This is a genomic window from Terrisphaera buseokensis (genome assembly GCF_047521145.2).
In the GTDB taxonomy this organism is placed as follows: Bacteria; Verrucomicrobiota; Verrucomicrobiia; order Opitutales; family Opitutaceae; genus ER46.
Window position 1 is genome coordinate 5,777,072 of sequence record NZ_CM134186.1, and the last position, 17,103, is coordinate 5,794,174.

General features: G+C 65.8%; 12 protein-coding genes. 10 read left to right on the forward strand and 2 right to left on the reverse strand.

Annotation, left to right across the window (positions count from 1 at the left end; genetic code table 11):
* Positions 1-6: 6 nt before the first annotated feature.
* Positions 7-858 carry an SDR family NAD(P)-dependent oxidoreductase gene (locus ACLJEU_RS21695; RefSeq protein WP_414663844.1) on the forward strand — a complete coding sequence of 284 codons (852 nt, stop codon included), beginning with the start codon at positions 7-9 and terminating at the stop codon, positions 856-858.
* A gap of 120 nt (positions 859-978) precedes the next feature.
* On the opposite strand, the gene ACLJEU_RS21700 is transcribed toward ACLJEU_RS21695, so the two are convergent.
* A complete protein-coding gene (locus ACLJEU_RS21700; RefSeq protein ID WP_414663845.1) occupies positions 979-1,377 on the reverse strand; it encodes a GtrA family protein in 399 nt (132 codons plus the stop codon).
* Positions 1,378-1,416: 39 nt separating this feature from the next.
* Positions 1,417-3,870, reverse strand: a complete 2,454-nt coding sequence (locus tag ACLJEU_RS21705; RefSeq protein WP_414663846.1) for a hypothetical protein — start codon at positions 3,868-3,870, stop codon at positions 1,417-1,419.
* A gap of 69 nt (positions 3,871-3,939) precedes the next feature.
* Here ACLJEU_RS21705 and ACLJEU_RS21710 point away from each other — a divergent pair, with 69 nt between their 5' ends.
* The 9 genes from ACLJEU_RS21710 to ACLJEU_RS21750 all read left to right on the forward strand — a co-directional run bounded on the left by ACLJEU_RS21710 (position 3,940) and on the right by ACLJEU_RS21750 (position 17,085).
* Positions 3,940-4,995 (forward strand): Gfo/Idh/MocA family protein, encoded by a 1,056-nt coding sequence (locus ACLJEU_RS21710; RefSeq protein WP_414663847.1) that lies wholly within the window; start codon positions 3,940-3,942, stop codon positions 4,993-4,995.
* 102 nt (positions 4,996-5,097) lie between these two features.
* A complete protein-coding gene (locus ACLJEU_RS21715) occupies positions 5,098-6,081 on the forward strand; it encodes a GHMP family kinase ATP-binding protein (RefSeq protein ID WP_414663848.1) in 984 nt (327 codons plus the stop codon).
* Between the two features lie 97 nt (positions 6,082-6,178).
* Complete coding sequence (locus tag ACLJEU_RS21720; protein ID WP_414663849.1) at positions 6,179-6,898, forward strand: nucleotidyltransferase family protein; 720 nt, start codon at positions 6,179-6,181, stop codon at positions 6,896-6,898.
* Positions 6,899-7,074: 176 nt separating this feature from the next.
* On the forward strand, positions 7,075-7,680 hold the full coding sequence (locus ACLJEU_RS21725; protein ID WP_414663850.1) for an SIS domain-containing protein: 606 nt from the start codon (positions 7,075-7,077) through the stop codon (positions 7,678-7,680).
* A 172-nt stretch (positions 7,681-7,852) separates the two neighbouring features.
* Positions 7,853-8,416, forward strand: coding sequence for an HAD-IIIA family hydrolase (locus ACLJEU_RS21730; RefSeq protein WP_414663851.1), 564 nt, complete (start codon positions 7,853-7,855; stop codon positions 8,414-8,416).
* Positions 8,417-8,649: 233 nt separating this feature from the next.
* Entirely contained in the window at positions 8,650-9,369 is a 720-nt protein-coding gene (locus ACLJEU_RS21735) for a transaldolase (RefSeq protein ID WP_414663852.1), read from the forward strand.
* Between the two features lie 252 nt (positions 9,370-9,621).
* Positions 9,622-13,746, forward strand: a complete 4,125-nt coding sequence (locus tag ACLJEU_RS21740; RefSeq protein WP_414663854.1) for a glycosyltransferase — start codon at positions 9,622-9,624, stop codon at positions 13,744-13,746.
* Positions 13,747-13,843: 97 nt separating this feature from the next.
* Positions 13,844-16,192, forward strand: a complete 2,349-nt coding sequence (locus ACLJEU_RS21745; protein WP_414663855.1) for a methyltransferase domain-containing protein — start codon at positions 13,844-13,846, stop codon at positions 16,190-16,192.
* On the forward strand, positions 16,189-17,085 hold the full coding sequence (locus ACLJEU_RS21750) for a methyltransferase domain-containing protein (RefSeq protein ID WP_414663856.1): 897 nt from the start codon (positions 16,189-16,191) through the stop codon (positions 17,083-17,085). Before ACLJEU_RS21745 ends, ACLJEU_RS21750 begins: the two co-directional genes overlap by 4 nt.
* The last annotated feature ends 18 nt before the right edge of the window (positions 17,086-17,103 follow it).

Here is a 17,103-nt window from a genome sequence, read left to right on the forward strand (position 1 = left end):
TCGCGCATGAACCTCGTCCTCACCGGTTCCAGCACCGGCATCGGCCGGGCGCTGGCGGAAAATCTGCTCGCCCGCGGCCACCACGTCTGGGGCCTGGCCCGTTCCGACCAGTCCGATTTCTGCGCGCGCCACCCCGGGCGTTTTCACGCCAACCGCTGTGACGTCGCCCGCTGGCCCGAGGTGGAAAGCGCATTTGCCGCGATCGCCGCAACCTGGCCGCAGATCGACGGCCTGATCACCTGCGCCGGCGTCCAGGGCGAAGTCGGCCGCGCATTGACGGCCGATCCGGTGCGATGGAGCGATACGGTCCGAGCGAATCTCGATGGGACGTATTTCGCGATTCGCGGCGCCGCCGATCTCCTCGCCCGCACGCCGCGACGCGCAAAGATCGTCTGCTTCTCAGGCGGCGGTGCCACCAAGCCGCGGGCGCGTTTTTCCGCCTACGGGGTGGCCAAGACCGGCGTCGTCCGCCTCGTCGAAACGATCGCCGAGGAGGAGCGCGATCGCCCGCTGGACATCAACGCGATCGCGCCCGGCGCGATCAACACGCGGCTCACCGACGAAGTGCTGCGGCTCGGCGCCGACGTGGTGGGCGCCGCGGAATTCGCCGCGGCGCAGAAGACCAAGTCCGCCCACCCGGCCGCTGGTGCCGCCGCGGAAAACCAGGCGCTCGACAAAGCCCTCGGACTCGTCGCGTGGCTGCTCTCACCCGACAGCGACGGCATCAGCGGCCGGCTGCTCGCCGCGCCCTGGGATCCTTGGCCGACCCTCGATCAGCGCGCCGCCGTCCTGCGCGCGAGCGATATTTACACCCTGCGACGCATCGTGCCGGAGGATCGCGGGCAGGCGTGGTCGTGAGGGCTCGGCAGTTGAGAGTTGAGAGAGAAAGCCGATCGGGCCGCGGCAATGCGGCTGATCCGATCTCTCAGCTCTCAGCCCTCAACTCTCAACTCTCAACTCGGCGCCTCGCGCCGGCCCTCACCGGCCGAAGACGCGGTAGTTGAGAATCAAAAACACCACGATCGTCGACGGCGGGATCGCCCAGAGCGTCGCCCACGTCGTGCTCAGCTTGAAACGATTCCGCAGGAGTTTGAACGCGCCGAGGTTGATCAGATAGCTCAAGCCGACCGCCACGAGGTACTCACCGAGTTGTTGCGCAGCGTCGTCCCGCCCGCTCGGCAGCGCCCAAAAGCGGTTCGCAAAGTAATGCGTGGTCGTCGACACCACCCACGAGAACGTGAACGCCCACGTCTCGCCCACCCGCGGTTTCAGCGCCCGCAACACCGCCACCTGCACCAGCGCGGAACCAGCGCCGACCGCGAGGAAGCGCAGCAGCCGAAGCTGCGTTTCGCGGTCGCCGAGAAGTGAGTCAAACATCGTCGCTATCGGACAAAACGAACCCTCCGCCTCGCAACCTCATTCGCGCGCCACCGGCTCGACCGCGATCAGTTCGCCCGTAAAGACGGGGCCGCCCGTGGTGCCGCCAATGTGATTGCGGCCGACGGAAATCTCCGGCGCCTCGGCCGGAAAACACTCCGACGCGATTTCCCAGACGCTTCGGCTGTCCACCGCCACCCGCAACCGCCCGGTTCGCGGCTCCGGCGTGAGCGTCGCATCCTCGACCGCCCGCAGCGACGGCAACGTGATTTCGATCGTATGCACCGCGGCCTCATCCACGCGCACCGGCTCGCTCACGCGCAGCGGCGTTCCCCAGTGATCGAAGGCAAAGCGCACCGTCGCACGATCAACGTATTCGACCACGACCAGATCGCCCTCGCCGGTCCGGCCCGTGGCCACCAGGGGTTCGCGCTGACCGCTGCGGCCCGCGGGGAGTCGCACGCGGAGCCGGATCGTTTCGCTCGAGCCGGCACCGGGAAACGCCACCGGCGGCGGCGCGAACACGGTCGCAGCCGCATCGACGCGGCGTAGATTCGTCACCGCGCCACGAAACGGTGGATACGCGGGATCCGGCTTCGCCGCAGCGCCCAGCGTGATTTCCTGCGGAGTGACGCGATTGTTGCGCTGGTGACCGACGAGCACCGGCTGACCGTCCACGTCGATGCGCACCGCCCGCAGGGCGCGGCGGATTTCGTCGGGCCTCCGGTCACCAAAAAACGGATGCGACGCCGGTGGCAGCAACGCTCCGAGCGTCACCCGCACGCGTTGCGACTGCGTGCGGTCCAGCGCCAGCGGCGCACCGAGCAGTTCCGGCGTCCCCGCACGCACCCAACCGAATTGCACCCGGCCATCCGTCCGCGTGTGCAGAAAAACGCGTTCCATCGGCGCCGCGTTGCCCCGCGTGAAGAGCGTCTCGGAGCCGGAACGTGCGTCCGCTGGCAGGCGCAGCGTCAGTTCCACCGCCCCATGCCGCACACCCGCGAGCCGCTCCACCGTCGCGGGAAATTGGTTGAGCGTCCGCGCGACCCGGGCCTCGAGCGCGGGATTGTGCTCCGGCAACAGGCCGTCGAACACGAGGCTGAACAGGATCCCGAATAAAACCGATGCAATCGCCGCCCCGCCCCAGAGCAACCGACCGAAGGTCCGACGGAGCGCACCGCCTGACGTCTCCAGCCACCGATCCAGTGCCAGCAGGCCCACCGCCGCCAGCAGCATGAACGCCGGCACGAAATCGCTTTGATAGCGGGCGAGCGCGCTGAAGAAAAACAGCAGCACGGTCGCCGCGAGCGCGAATTGCACCGCGACCGTGACGAGCCAGATGACGAGCGGACGGCGTTCCTCGCGCGACCGACGCCACGCGGCGAGCGGCGCGAGCAACGCGAGCCACGCGATCGGAAAATGGATCAACAGGCCGTAGACATCACCGCGATGTGGCGTGAATCCCTGCGGCGCGACGCCGAGATCGCCGCGGTGAATGAACGGATAATACGACGACCACTCCGCCGGAGAGAAAAAGTACATCCGCGCCGTGTAGGGCACATAAGCCGCGCGGAAGTGCGGCAGCTTCGACTCGTAGTCCAGGCTGAGCTGATACGCCTGACCGAACTGCAGCGGATCGCCGAAGCGCGCGTAATTGTGCCACGCCATCAGGCTGCCAACAAACGCCAGCGGTAGCACGGCACTGAGCAGTAGCTTCGCCGGAAACTCCCGCGTGCTCCGCCACCACGCGATCAGCGGCACGGCGAACAGCGGACTCGCGAGGAGATAGATCGGCCGCGACGCAATCGCCAGGCCGTAGCTCAGCGCCGCCGCCGCGAACCACAGCCAGCGCCGCCGCTCGACGTGCAGACTCCGCCAGACGCAGCCGAGCGCGATCATCGCGAAACAATAGCCGCCCGCGATCGGCAGCTCCCACATGTCGGGCCGGCGCAGGAGAATCGGTCCGCCCGCGGTCACGCCGAGGATGAATATGCCCGCCGCCACCACCGCTGCGCCTGTCTCCGGAAAGTAACGATGCCGCACCCCGAGCCAAACCGCCACGCTCGCGAGAAAACCGCCGAGGACAAAGGCCAGCGTCGCCAGCGGCAGCGGCAGATCGCAGCCGGCAATCAACCGAAACGGCAGCATCAGCGTCACCATCGGCGCCGCGCCGAAATACACATAGTAACGCCCGCGATAAAACGACGCGTCGTGCAACCCCACGCCCGGCGGGCGCTGCGCGGGATCGTACGGGTCCTTCACGGCGAGCAGCGACTCGGGCACCGGCACTTTCATGTGCAGCTGCCCGTCGAGATAGCCGTCGATCAGCAGATTGTAGTAATCGCGCTGCTCTGAACCGAAGCGCAGCACCCAGCCGCACGACAGCACCGTCCAGAGATAGAACGCCGCCACGCCTGCGCAGCAGAGCACGGCCACGAGGGCGTGCGACCGGGCCGGGGCGTTTCGCGAGCGACTTTCAACGCCAGGTGTCATGCGTGAATCAAAACCTCACTTGCGTCGCCGATGGCATTCGCTTCGCCTTGCGTCATTCACGACCACGGAATGAACCGCGCGAGCACCGAGCAACCTCTTTTCGCCGTCATCGGCTGCGGCCTCATCGGGCGCAAACGGGTCAACGCGCTCGCCCGCGTCGCCGCCGCGGCCGGGGCATCCAAGGGTGCCGTGCCGCTGCTCTACACGTGTGACCTCGACGCCACCCGCGCCGCCGACCTCGCCCGGCTCGTACCGGGTTGCACGGCCGCGACCGATCCCGCGACCGTCGTGGCCGACGCGCGCGTCACCGCCGTGATCGTGTCCACGCTCAACGCCGCGCTCGCGCCCGTGACGCTCGCCGCCGTCCGCGCCGGCAAGCACGTGCTCGTCGAGAAACCCGGCGCGCTCAACGCCGCCCAGCTCCGCACGCTCCAGGCCGCGGCCCGGGAGAGCGGCGCGCGCGTGCGGCTGGGTTACAATCATCGTTTTCACCCGGCGTTGCAGAAAGCCCGCGCGCTGATCGACGAGGGCGCGCTCGGACCGTTGATGTTTCTGCGGGCGCGGTACGGTCACGGCGGACGCAAGGGCTACGACCGCGAGTGGCGCGCCGATCCTGCGCTCTCCGGCGGCGGCGAACTCATCGATCAGGGCGTGCACGTGATCGATCTCGCCGGCTGGTTTCTCGGGGAGTTTCCCACCGTCGAAGGCCACGCCGTGACGTCGTTCTGGGACATGAAGGTCGACGACAACGCGTTTCTTTCGCTGCGCACTGCGGCCGGCCAGACCGCGTGGCTGCACGTAAGCTGCACCGAGTGGAAGAATCTGTTCTCGCTCGAGATTTACGGCCGCGACGCGAAGATCGCGATCGACGGGCTCGGCGGCAGTTACGGCGTGGAGCGGCTGGCTTTCTATCGCATGCTGCCGGAAATGGGCCCGCCGGAGACCACGATTTTCGAGTATCCGCGCGGTGACGAGTCCTGGGAGCTCGAGACGAAGGCGTTCGTCGACGACATCCGGCTGAACCGCGAACCGTCGCCGGGCCTGGCCGAAGGCATTCGCACGCTCGAGATCGTCGAACAGATTTACCGCCGCAGCGGTTTCACCGTCAACGAGGCGGGTTTGTGACGCTGCATTGTCATAGCTCCTCATGGGAGCGCAGGCGTCCCGCCTGCATTGCTTTCCGAGGGCAGGTGAGATGCCTGCCCTCCTGGACTTTTTCTTACTGAAATGATCATCACGCGTTCCCCTCTTCGCGTCTCCCTTGGCGGCGGCGGCACCGACCTGCCGTCCTACTATCGCGAGTACGGCGGTTTCCTTGTCGCCGCGGCGATCGACAAATACGTCTACATCACGAAGCACCGGACGTTTCAGCCGGAGATCATCGTCAAGTACTCCAAGCTCGAGCGCGTGCAGTCCGTCGATCAGATCGAGCATCCGATCATTCGCGAGGCGCTGAAGTTGGTCGGTGTCACTGATCCGCACCTCGAGCTCACGTCGATGGCCGACATCCCGGGCGGCACCGGCCTCGGCTCGAGCGGCAGTTTCACCACGGCGCTGCTGAAGGCGTTGCACGCTTACAAAAAGAATCTCATCTCGCCGGCCGAGCTCGCGGAGCAGGCCTGCGACATCGAGCTCAACAAGCTCGGCGAGCCGATCGGCAAGCAGGACCAGTACATCGCGGCCATCGGCGGCATCACGGCGTTCACGTTTCACCGCGACGGGCGCGTCGAGTACCGGCCGTGTAACATTTCCGAGGAGACGCTCTTCAACCTCGAGGACAACCTGCTGCTCTTCTTCACCGGCTACAGCCGCAGCGCGTCGGCGATCCTGAAGGATCAGAACGAGAAGTCGAAGCAGCACGATCAGGCGATGCTGGACAATCTGCATTACACGAAGGAACTCGGCTACCAGTCGCTCGCCGCGCTGGAGACGGGCAATCTCGAGGAGTTCGCGCGATTGATGGACGTGCACTGGCAGCGCAAGAAGGTGCGCAGTTCCGGCATGAGCAACGCGCACATCAACGACTGGTACGACTTCGCCATGGCCAACGGCGCGCTCGGCGGAAAACTGATCGGCGCCGGCGGCGGCGGCTTCCTGATGTTTTACGCCGGCAGCAAGAAACGCCTCCGCCACGCGATGCGCGAAAAGGGCCTGCAGGAAGTGCGCTTCCGGTTCGACTTCGAAGGGTCGAAAGTGGTCACGCAGAACTGAAATGGCTCACCACGAAACACACGAACTACACGAAAGGTTCGGACCTTCGCGGAACTAGCTTTTTCGTGTAGTTCGTGTGTTTCGTGGTTTTTAAAGTATGAGTCCCTCCGATCTGCCCGTTGCCATCCTCGCCGGTGGGCTCGCCACGCGGTTGCGGCCGATTACCGAGAAGATACCGAAGCTCCTCGTCGAGGTGGCGGGCGAACCGTTTTTCTCGCACCAGCTGCGGCTGCTGAAAAAAAACGGCCTGACGCGAATCGTGCTCTGCGTCGGTTACCTCGGCGAAATGATCGTCGACCAGTACGGCGACGGTTCGAACTGGGGCGTCTCGATCGAGTACGCGTTCGACGGCCCGAAACTTCTCGGCACCGGCGGCGCGCTCATCGCGGCGCTGCCGAAACTCGGCGACGCGTTCTACATGCTCTACGGCGACAGCTACCTGCCGGCGGACTATCGCGCCGTCGGGGACTTCTTCGTCCAGTCCGGCCAGCTCGGGCTGATGACGGTGTTCGAGAATCACGGGCGCTACGACACCAGCAACGTCTGGTTCGAGGGCGGCGCGATCAAGGTCTACGACAAGAAAAACAAAGTGCCGCAGATGCAGCACATCGACTACGGCCTCGGACTGTTTCGCGCCGCGGCGTTCGATGGCTGCTCGCGCGACGCCGTCGTCGATCTCGCCGAGGTGCAGAAGTCCCTCGTCTCACGCCGCCAGCTCGCCGGCTACGAAATAAAACAGCGCTTCTACGAAATCGGCTCGCATGAAGGTCTCCAGGAGTTGGACCAACTCCTGCGCGGCCCTTCACAACAAGCGTGACGCATTCTCCCGGGACCGCGACCGCCCCCGGTCGCTGCCGATTACGAGGGTCAGCAAAAGCCTGCGACCGGGGACGGTCGCGGTCCAACGTCCGATGGTCTCGCTGACCACGCATTCGCCGCTTGCCCCACCTTGGGCTATGGCTCAGGAACCCTGAAAACCTCGTTCACCTCCCTATGTCGTCCTATTCCGCCCAACATCTGCGGGAAACCGCTGAAATCGTCGCCAGGCTCAATCCGGAGGATTGCGAGAAATGCGTCCGCGAGCTGGTCGCGGTGCGCGCGCGCGGCGGCCGGCTTTTCATCCTGGGCGTGGGTGGCAGCGCGGCGAACGCGTCGCATGCCGTGAACGACTTTCGCAAGATCGGCGGCATCGAGTGCTACGCGCCGACCGACAACGTCTCCGAACTCACCGCCCGCACCAACGACGAGGGCTGGGCCAGCGTGTTTGCCGAGTGGCTGCGCGGTTCGCGGCTGAAGCGGGAGGACGCGCTGCTCGTGTTCTCCGTCGGCGGCGGCAATCTCGAAAAAAACGTGTCGCCCAATCTCGTCCTGGCGCTGCAGCTCGCGAAGCAGGTCGGCGCGCGCGTCATCGGCATCGTCGGCAAGGACGGCGGCTTCACCGCGACCGTCGCCGACGCCTGCGTGATCGTGCCCACCGTGAACGCGAACAACATCACGCCGCACAGCGAGGCGTTTCAGGCCGTCATCTGGCACCTCTTCGTCTCCCACCCCGATCTGAAGATGAATCAAACCAAGTGGGAAAGCGTCGCGGCGCGGTGAGGCGTGAGCGGCGGGTGGGTTTGGACAGAATAAACAGAATGGTCAGAATGGCCCGATTCAGGGCGTCGACATCTGGTTTTTCGACAGAATGAACAGAATTCACAGAATCGGGCCGCAGGCTCCGGGCCATTGGGTCAATTCTGTCCATTCTGTCTAAACCCCCTCTGACGTCGTGACCTACCGCGCCTCCGGCCGCCCTGCGGTTTTTCTCGATCGGGATGGCACGCTGAACGTGCAGGTCATCCGCGATGGAAAGCCGTTTCCGCCGCAGTCGGTCGGCGAGTTCCGGCTGTTTCCGGACGCCGCAGCGGCCTGTGCGGATCTTGCCGCCGCGGGCTACGTGCTCGTCGTGGCGACCAACCAGCCCGACGTCGGTCGCGGCACCCAGCAACAGTCCGTGGTCGAGGCCATGCACACGGCGCTTCAGTGTTCCATTCCCCAGCTGGCCCGCATCGAAGTTTGTTACGCACCGGGACGGGGAGAAGTCCCGCCCGATCCGCGACGCAAGCCGGAGCCCGGGATGTTGATCGACGCCGCGCGCGACCTTGGCCTCGACCTGAGCCGGTCGTGGATGGTGGGTGACCGCTGGCGCGACATCGATTGCGGCCGCCGCGCGGGCGTGCGCACCGTGTTCATCGACTTCGGCTACGCCGAGGAACTGCGCGCGCAGCCCGACTTCACCGTGAAATCCCTGGCCGAAGCCGCGCAGGTGATCCTGCGCCACGGCGGACGCTGAGATCTTCAATCCGGGTGGCCCACGGAACACACGGAATACACGGAAGCATCCATCCGCCGGTTTTCCTTCCGTGTGTTCCGTGGGCCACCCGGTTTGGATCCGTGGATTGCCATTCGCTTGATTCGCGTGATTCGCGGGCACACCTCCCTCACCGCCCGGTCGTTGCTGCCCCACTTTCCCCTTGCCCCGTCTCCCGGCGGGAAACTCAATCCGCACCACACCCACCGCTGCCCATGAAATCCCTCAACGACCTCACGATTCAGCTGTACGCCGACGGCGCCGACAAGGCCGGCATTCTCGACCTCTACGCCAAGCCGTACATCAAGGGCCTGACCACGAATCCGTCGTTGATGAAGAAGGCCGGCATCAAGGACTACGAGGCGTTCGCCAAGGACGTTCTGCAGACGGTCACGAACAAGCCCATTTCGCTCGAGGTGTTCACCGACGACCTCGTCGACATGAAGCGCCAAGCGATGAAGATCACCGCCTGGGGCAAGAACGTTTACACGAAGATCCCGATCACGAATTCGCGCGGCGACTCGTGTCTGCCGCTGATCAAGGAACTCGGCCAGGCCGGCGTGAAACTCAACGTGACCGCCTTGCTGACTTTGAAGCAGGTCGCGGGCGTCGCCGAGGCGCTGAACCCGGCCGTGCCGTCCGTCGTATCCGTGTTCGCCGGCCGCATTGCCGACACCGGCGTGGATCCCATGCCGATGATGCGCGCGTGCGGCGCCCTGCTCCACGCCCAGCCGAAGGCGGAACTCCTCTGGGCCAGCACCCGCGAGGTCCTCAACATCTTCCAGGCCCAGGAGTGCGGCTGCGCGATCATCACCGTCCCGCACGACATCCTCGGCAAGGCCGCGAAGATGTTCGGCCTCGACCTCACCGAGCTGTCACTCGACACCGTGAAGACGTTCGCCAAGGACGCGGCCGAGGTCGGGTTCAAGCTCTGATCGCCAGTCTTTGGACAGAATGACAGAATGGCCGAACTAGGATTCCGCCTCTGCGGGGTCGGCCCCATTTTGTCGATTCTGTCCATTCTGTCTAAACTCGGCGGTCTCGTCAGCCCCGGCGCCGGCGTGAGCCCACATCACGCGCGCAGAGATTTTGTCGGCGTGCATCTCGCCGACGTCGCACCCCGCCGGAACTCCGATCTTCCTTTCGTGTGATTCGTGTGTTTCGTGGACGGTTTGTCTTTCCAGCGCGTGAACATTCTTTTCGTCAACTACGGTGACTTCACCACCAACAGCCTGAATCACATCGGCGGCTTTGCGAACACGCTCTGTGCCGCCGGTCACGCCTGTGTGGTGGCGGTCCCGGACCGCAAGGAAACGCTGCAGCACATCGCGCATCCGCTGTTCATTGCCGCGACCTACGACGAAGCGCTCGCCCGCCCCACCCTGTTTCCCAACGGCCAGCCCGCCGATCTGATCCACGCCTGGACCCCGCGCGAGTGCGTGCGGAAATTCACCGTCGCCTACCAGCGCGCCGCGCTCGCCGCCACCAGCGGCTCGCATCAGGCGCGCGTCCTCATCCACCTCGAGGACAACGAGCATTTTCTCCTCGAGGGCTTCACGGGAAAATCGTTCGCGTCACTCCGCGAGGCCAGCGCGGCCGATCTTGACGCGCAGCTCAATGACAGCCTGCCGCACCCGCTGCGCAGCGAGAGTTTCCTGCGCATCGCCGATGGCGTGACGCATATCATCGACAAACTGGCTGAATTCGCCCCGCCCGGCACGCCCACCCACCTGCTGTTTCCCGGCGTCGATTTCTCGCTCTACCAGCCGCAACCGGCGGACGCCGCGTTCCGCACCGAGCTCGGCCTGATCGACGAGGAAAAGATCATCGTCTTCACCGGCAGCAACACGTTCGCCAACGAACCCGAGATGCGCGAGCTGTACCTCGCCGTCGCGCTGCTCAACCAACGCGGCATCCCGGCCACGCTCGTCCGCACCGGTTTCAACTCCCCGCGCTTTCTCGACGGCCTCCCGGCCGATGTGAAGCGCCACGTCCTCGACCTCGGCTTCGTGGAAAAGGCCAAACTGCCCAAGCTGCTCGCGCTGGCCGACGTTCTCGTCCAACCGGGTCGCCCCGGCGCCTTCAACGACTACCGGCTGCCGTCGAAGCTGCCGGAGTTTCTCGCCAGCGGCAAAGCCGTGGTACTGCCCCCGACAAATCTCGCGGCGCTGATGACCGACGGTCGCGAGGCCGTCTTTCTCCCGACCGGATCGCCCGCGGAAATCGCCGACGTCTGTGAAAAACTGTTCGCCGATCCGGAACGTTGCACGCGCCTCGGCCAACACGCTGTCGCCTTTGCCCGCTCCCATTTCGATCTCGCCGCGAACACCCGCGCGCTGACCGAGTTCTATGCCGCCACGCTCGCGCGCCCGGCGACGACGGACTGGTCGCTCGCACAGGATCCGACGGCGAGCGACGCGACGCTCTTCGCCGCCAATCTCGCGACGCAGCTCAATCAGGCCGCCACCGCGCTCAACGATCCCGCCGCCCTGCAGCTCGCGACGCAAACGGATCTGCTCGCGCGCGTCGTCCGCCAACTCGAGCAAAGCATCGAGACGTCGGCGCGTCACCGCATCGCCGCCGTCGAGGCCGATCGTGACGCCGTGCTCGCCCGCGAGCGCCTGACCCAGCAGCACGTCAAGAACATCGAGGACTTGCTGGCCGCCGCGCGCAACCACGCCGCCGGTCTCGAGCAGGCTCGCGACATGACGCAGGTCTACGCGGACAACATCGCGAAGGAAGCCGCGCAGCATAAACACCGGCGCGATCAGGCCGATGTCCTGCTCCGCACCGCGCGACTGCAGGTCACGGCGTACGAAAACGCGCTGCTCGGTGCCGACGCGGAAATCATTTCCCTCAAGGACGAACTCGACGTCACGAAGACTGCGCTCAAGTCCGCGCAAGACGAGACGGCCGCGGAGCGTCAGGCGCAGGAACACCTGCGCGCGGTGCATGCCGGCGAAATCGCCGCCGCCGCCGACCGGCTCGCGCAGGCCGAGGCCATCGTGCGATCGCGCGACGAGAAGATCGCGAAGATGCAGTCGTCGTTTTCGTGGCAGGTCACGTCGCCGTTCCGCGCCATCCGCCGCGCCTTTTTCGACAAGCCGGCGCCGCCGGCAGCCTCGCCGCGCCTCTTCGGCAACATCGATTACCCGCAGGACTGGTCGATGATCGCGCCGACGCTGAACGTGCGCGGCTGGTCGTTGCACAAGGACCGCGTCGCGCTCAAGGCCATCCGCGCCACGCTCGACGGCAAGCCGGTCCCCGCCGAATTCGGTCTCGAACGGCTCGACGTGCTCGACCACTTCCGCGACCACCCGGGCGCCGAGCGTTGCGGCTGGATCGTCAAGGTCGACGTCCCGCGCTACGGGACGCACACGCTGCTCATCGAGGCGCAGGACGAAGCCGGCGCGTGGCACATCGCCGTCGCCCGTCAGGTCAAGCGCACGGCCGACGCCGCGCCGCCGCCGCCGAACACCTACGCCGCCTGGGTGGCAGCCTACGACACCCTCACGCCCGAGATCGCCGATCAGATTCGCGCCAAGCTGGCGAAGCTCACGAAGCGTCCGAAGATTTCCGTGCTCATGCCGGTGTACAACACGCCGGAGAAGTGGCTCGTGGCCGCCATCGAGTCCGTACGCCGCCAGTTGTACGACAACTGGGAGCTCTGTATCGCCGACGACGCCTCGAAGGAACCGCACGTGCGGAAGATCCTCGAGCGCTACCAGAAGAAGGATCCGCGCATCAAGGTCGTGATCCGCGAAACGAACGGCCACATCTCGGCCGCGTCCAATTCCGCGCTCGCCCTCGCGCACGGCGACTTCCTTGCCCTGCTCGATCACGACGACGAGATCCGGCCGCACGCCCTCGCGTGCGTGGCGCTCGAACTCGATGCGCACCCGAACGCCGATCTGATTTACAGCGACGAGGACAAGATCGACGAGAACGGCCACCGCTACGATCACTACTTCAAGCCCGACTGGAATCCGGACCTGTTCATGGTCCAGAACTACGTGAGCCACCTCGGCGTGTACCGCACGCTGCTCGTGCGCGAGGTCGGCGGATTCCGCGTCGGCTACGAGGGTTCGCAGGACTGGGATCTCGCGATGCGCGTCATCGAACGCACCGCGCCGGATCGGATCCGGCACATCCCGAAGATTCTGTATCACTGGCGCAGCGTGCCGGGCTCCACCGCCATGCTGATCGGCGCCAAGAGCTACGCCACGCAGGCGGCGGAAAAGGTGATCTCGGAGCATTTCATCCGCATCGGCGTCGAGGCGAAGATTTCGCCGACGAAGGGCTCGTACTGGCGCGTCCACTACCCGATTCCGCACCCGGCCCCGCGCATCACGCTGATCATCCCGACGCGCAACCGGCTCAACGTCCTGAAGCCGTGCGTCGAGAGCCTGCTCGCGAAAACCACGTATCCGAATTTCGAGATCCTCATCGTCGACAACGACAGCGATGATCCGGAGACGCTGGAGTATCTGAGCGCGCTGGAAGGGCGCTTCGCGCCGGGAGAAAGGAGAAAGGAGAAAGGAGCAGGAAAGTCGGTTCAACTCACCCTCGATTCCTCCTCGGTTCCTTCTCCCTCCGCCCTGCTCCCTTCTCCCACCGCGCGCAACGCGGCGGTGCGCGTCGTGCGTTTCCCGGGCGAATTCAATTTCTCCGCGATCAATAATTTCGGCGTCAGCCAGACGGATGCTCCGCTCGTCGGGCTGTTGAACAACGATCTCGAAGTCATTCACGGCGACTGGCTCGAGGAGATGGTGAGCCACGCGATGCGGCCTGAGATCGGCTGCGTCGGCGCCAAGCTCTACTACCCTGACGATCGCATCCAGCACGCCGGCGTGATCCTCGGCATCGGCGGAGTCGCCGCGCACGCGTGGCAGACGCATCCGCGCGGCTCCGCGGGCCAGGCGCACCGGAATCTGCTGCAGCAAAACATGTCCGCCGTCACCGCCGCTTGCCTCGTGATTCGCCGCGAGGTGTTTGAGCAGGTCGGCGGTCTCGAAGCCGACCAGCTCAAGGTCGCCTTCAACGACGTCGATTTCTGTCTCAAGGTGCGCGCGGCGGGCTACCGCAATTTCTGGACGCCCTACGCCGAGCTGTATCACCACGAAAGCGCGAGCCGCGGTGCCGAGGACACGTTGGAGAAACGCGATCGTTTCCGGAGCGAGGTCGAGTACATGACCGGGAAATGGGGCGACGCCCTGGTGAACGACCCGGCGTATAATCCAAATCTCACGCTCACGATCAACGACTTCACCCTCGCCCTCCCGCCGCGCGAGTGGTCGCGGCTGAAGAACTGAGCAATCAGTGGGCCCACGGAACACACGGAAACCAAACCCCTCTTTCCGTGTATTCCGTGTGTTCCGTGGGCAACTGTTGATTGGTTAAACTTCCGCGATGCCTATCCACATCGACGAGCCCACACCCGGCGTTCTGTTCGATCCGGGGAATTTTCGGATTCGTGGCTGGCTGTGGTTGCCCGAGGAACAAGCTGACTTTGCCGCCGTGGAAGCGCACGACGGCGACATCCTGCTGGGCGAGATCAGCTCCGCCACGTTTCAAGCCCGGGCCGACGTGAATGCGAAGTACGGCCTCGCAGCCGGGACGCGCACGGCCTTCGAGTTTTCCGCGCGGCACCCGACGGCGCGACCGCGCGAGCCCTTCGCGCTGACCATCCGGGCGCGCCGTCATGACGGTTCGCATACGCCGCCTCTCTTTTCACGGCTCCTCGCCGCGCCGCCTCCGGAACGCCACCCGTTTCAATACCTGTGCAACCGCGTTCCCGCCGACGCCCTCGGGCTCGAAATCGGCGCCCACACGAATCCCGTCACCGGACTCTCGCCCTTCTATACCGATGCGGTCGCGTCGTACGCGGGATCGGCCGGACGCGTGGACTTCCTCGCCGATGCGCGCGCGCTGCCGCTGCCGGACGGCACGCTCGACTACCTCTGCAGTTCGCACGTGCTGGAACATCTCCCCGACCCGATTGCCGCATTGCACGAATGGCATCGGGTGCTGCGGCCCGGCGGCTGGCTCTATCTGGTCGTGCCCGATAAACGGTTCACCTTCGATGAACCGCGCGCGACCACGTCGTGCGAACATCTCCTGCGCGACTTCCGCGAAGGCACGACCGCCGCTGACGCCGCCGTCCACATCGACGAGTTCATTTACCAGACATCCTGGTCGATGCTCAGCCCCAACACCGCCCCGGCCGAGATTCCCCAGCAGCAGGCAGCGGCGCGGGCGCGCTACCTCGAAGACCTCGCCCAGGGCCGGCCGATCGACATTCACTACCACACGTTCACGCCGGACTCGCTCGACATGGTGCTGCGCGCCGCGGGCTTTCTCGACGGCGAACGCGCCCGGTTCACGCGGCTGGCGCACGCGGAGCGGTATCCACCGGGGCGCGACGACGGCATCGGCCTGTTGTTGGAAAAAAGCGGCGACGCCACCATGGCGCGCCACGCGATTCGCACCTTCGCGCTCGAGGCGGCAACACCCGCCACGCCGGCGTTGCCCCTCGCCTGCCCGATCGACCTTTCGCCGTTGCGCCTTGAAACGCTTCCCGGTGGCCAACGCGTCCTGATCGCCACCAGTTCCGGCCGAAGCTATCCGTGTTCGAACGAACGGCCCAATCTCCTGCCTCCCGCCCACCCTCCAGCCCGGCGCCCCTGGAACGATCGCGAACGCCGGGTGGCGCACTCCACCGCCGAGTTTCCTTCGGTGACGTTTCCCACCGCGACGACGATCCGCTCGCACCTCGACGAACCCGTCCCCGGTACGAGGATCGACCCGTTGTGTTTTTTTGTTCGTGGCTGGCTCTGGCTCGACTCCACCCAACCCTTCATCGCCGCGGTCGAGGCCTGGGTCGGCGACGTTTTGGTGGGTGAGACCACCGCGTTATATGAGCGACCGGATGTCTGCGTGGCCCACTGGCTGCCACCGGGCACGCGCACCGGCTATGAACTTTTTGCCCACCACCCGTCCGCGCCGGCAGGCAAACCGATCGCGGTCGAGGTGCGCGCCCGGCTGGCCGATGGCACCCGCACGCCGGTCGTGTTCACGACCACGCTCGCAACCATCGGCCGCGACTATCGCACCAATCACTTTGGCGTGCTGCTCGATCGTCAGACCACCGCGATTCAGCGGCACGGGAATGTTTTTGCGGTCGGCCCGTCGCAAGCCGAGGGCAGCGGCGAACTCGCGCATCTGATCCGTCGTTATGTGGGACCGGCACCGCGACGCCTGATCGACGTCGGCTGTGGTTTTGGATCCTACGGCCGCGGTCTGCTGGCCGACGGTTACGACTGGATGGGGGCCGAGGTGAACGCCGCGGACTGTGCCGAACTCGCGCGGCTGGGTTTGCCGCACCGCCACGTCGATGGCCGCACCCTGCCCTTCGCCGATGCGGCCTTCGATGCCGCGCTTTGCCTCGAAGTGCTCGAACACATCGAGGATCCGCGGGCGTTTCTGGCCGAGGTTCGGCGCGTCGCTCCCCACCAGTTGATCGTGTCGGTGCCGAACTGCGAATTGCTCGGCTATCTCTGGGATCATCTCGCAACGCCGTGGCACATGCTGGAGGCGACGCACACGAATTTTTTCACCCGCTGGAGTCTGGGCGCGTTGCTCCGCGACTTTTATCCGCACGTCGAAGTGCGCTTTCACACCCCGTATCCACTCCGCACGGTGGAAGGCACGCCGCTGCACTATAATCTGCTGGCCGTCGCAACGTCTCCCCGGCGATGACGCACGAGGAAAAAGTCACCCGGTGGATCGGCTCCGGAAAAATCGGCACGGAGATCGGCGCGGGTGCCTCGCCGGTGCCGGGTCTCGATCCCGCGCCCATCTACGTCGATTGCTTCAAGTCCTTCGGCGTCGCGCCCAATCGCGCCGACTACTACGGCCACGCGTGCCGGCTGCCGTTTCACGATCACGCGCTCGATTATGTGATCGCATCGCACGTGCTCGAGCACGTCGCGAATCCCATCGCCGCGCTGGTCGAGTGGTACCGCGTCGTACGACCCGGCGGGATCATTTACCTCGTCGTGCCGAACCGGCGCTCGATGTTTGACCACCCGCGGGGGCTGACATCGGTCGAGCACATGCTGGGCGACTTCAGCGCGGGCACGACGGCACGGGACGCCACGCACATTGACGAATTCGCCTTCGGCGTGGACTGGTCGCGCTACGATCCCGCGGTCGCGCCCGAGGACGTGCCGGCGAAGCAGAAGACCTTGGCGCGCGGCCTGCACGAGACCGTGGCGCGCGGCGAGGACATCAACATCCACTTTCACACCTTCGAGCCGTCGAACCTCCGCGAGCTGCTCGAAACGCTCGCCCGAGGCCGCGTGGCACCACTGAGCCCGACGACGATCGCACCAGGCGGGCCCAGCAGTTCTGTCCGGCTTGAAATTCCGCGCCTGCACTGGGAGATCGTCGATTTCGCCGATGGTTTTCCGGCCGTCACGCCGAACGGCGTGCTCGCGATCCTGCGCGTGCACAAGGGCTGGCGCGCGCGCGCCGGCGCGGCGGCGTTCCGGCTGCGCACCGACGGAGATCCGCGCGCAGTACTCGTCCCCGACGCCCAGTCGTTCAACGCGTGGGCGGCCCGCACGCCGGGCCTCGGCGGCGTGCGCTGAGCGCCGCGCTCTTCCCTT

Excerpts from the sequence above, each read along its gene's own strand:
- ACLJEU_RS21695 (WP_414663844.1), top strand. The coding sequence starts at position 7 with ATGAACCTCGTCCTCACCGGTTCCAGCACCGGCATCGGCCGGGCGCTG.
- ACLJEU_RS21700 (WP_414663845.1), bottom strand. The coding sequence starts at position 1,377 with ATGTTTGACTCACTTCTCGGCGACCGCGAAACGCAGCTTCGGCTGCTG.
- ACLJEU_RS21705 (WP_414663846.1), bottom strand. The coding sequence starts at position 3,870 with ATGACACCTGGCGTTGAAAGTCGCTCGCGAAACGCCCCGGCCCGGTCG.
- ACLJEU_RS21710 (WP_414663847.1), top strand. The coding sequence starts at position 3,940 with ATGAACCGCGCGAGCACCGAGCAACCTCTTTTCGCCGTCATCGGCTGC.
- ACLJEU_RS21715 (WP_414663848.1), top strand. The coding sequence starts at position 5,098 with ATGATCATCACGCGTTCCCCTCTTCGCGTCTCCCTTGGCGGCGGCGGC.
- ACLJEU_RS21720 (WP_414663849.1), top strand. The coding sequence starts at position 6,179 with ATGAGTCCCTCCGATCTGCCCGTTGCCATCCTCGCCGGTGGGCTCGCC.
- ACLJEU_RS21725 (WP_414663850.1), top strand. The coding sequence starts at position 7,075 with ATGTCGTCCTATTCCGCCCAACATCTGCGGGAAACCGCTGAAATCGTC.
- ACLJEU_RS21735 (WP_414663852.1), top strand. The coding sequence starts at position 8,650 with ATGAAATCCCTCAACGACCTCACGATTCAGCTGTACGCCGACGGCGCC.
- ACLJEU_RS21745 (WP_414663855.1), top strand. The coding sequence starts at position 13,844 with ATGCCTATCCACATCGACGAGCCCACACCCGGCGTTCTGTTCGATCCG.
- ACLJEU_RS21750 (WP_414663856.1), top strand. The coding sequence starts at position 16,189 with ATGACGCACGAGGAAAAAGTCACCCGGTGGATCGGCTCCGGAAAAATC.